The following is a 919-nucleotide window of genomic DNA, read 5'->3' as shown; positions in this document are numbered from 1 at the left end:
TATCCGGCTATGGCCAGAAATATACTACCTACAATAAACAGAATTAAGATTCTGATAATACCTGTCATTATGTCCTTTCTTTGTTCCATACGCTTTTGATTTTGTTACAGATTCAAATTTACATACCCATTCCAAAACCCCGGCTTCTTTTCCTGGGCTGGTCGAGTTCTTCCTCCTGTTGCTTCTTTCGCTGCGGTGCCTGATTGATGTCCGGAACTTGGGAAATACTGTTTCCCTGTTGTTGGATTTCTTCACGGCCTTGTTCCTGGCGCGGTTCCTGAAGATCCCGGCTCCATTCGGCTTTCATCTTCTCAAGCCGTTCATGGTTCACACGTTCCGCCCACTCCTTTTTCTGAAATATTTCTTTCGGGCTTCCGTTCTTCATGGTATTGAGATAGTCGAAGGTCTGTTCCGGGGCCCGGTCATACCCTGTGCGCTTGTCAAATGAAGATTCACACTTTCGGAAAAAATCTGTCCTGTCAAAACCTCCCTTCACGTTCCCGCAGTTCTTCTTCCCGGTGTGGTTGGTCTTTGGGCTTAACTTCCTGGTGTTGCTCCTGTCCTTCCGGCTGACGATGATATGTGCGTGCATGTCGTACCGGTCGGCTCCCTTCCTCTCGAAATGGATTTTTCCGTAATACTCGATATCCTCTTTGTTCAAGCCTTTTCCGAACCCTTCCGCATAGTGCTGCATCACATCATCACGGACATACTTTCTCATGGCTTCAGCCTGTTCCTTCTCGGTCTTGCCCATTTTCTCCAGCTCCCGGCTGGAAGGGCTTACCGTGATCACATAGAACTTCGCATCGTTCCGGCTTAATTTTGCCTTGTTGTTGTCTATCTTAAAGGTTACTTCCTGTGCGCTTATATAGTCACGTGAGTTATTGAAAAACGGCTGCACTTCCTGGCCGTTCTTCAT

The 919-nt window shown here is 47.2% G+C and carries 1 protein-coding gene; it reads right to left on the bottom strand.

Features of this window, described 5'->3' with window-relative positions; all coding sequences use genetic code 11:
* Window positions 1–118 precede the first annotated feature (118 nt).
* Window positions 119–919 (bottom strand): DUF5712 family protein (locus B5F78_RS16615; protein ID WP_087407264.1); only part of this gene is annotated, 801 nt, incomplete at its 5' end.

The organism is Bacteroides sp. An279, assembly GCF_002159615.1.
GTDB classification, from domain to species: domain Bacteria; phylum Bacteroidota; class Bacteroidia; order Bacteroidales; family Bacteroidaceae; genus Phocaeicola; species Phocaeicola intestinalis.
This window is presented reverse-complemented; position numbering and strand designations above follow the sequence as displayed.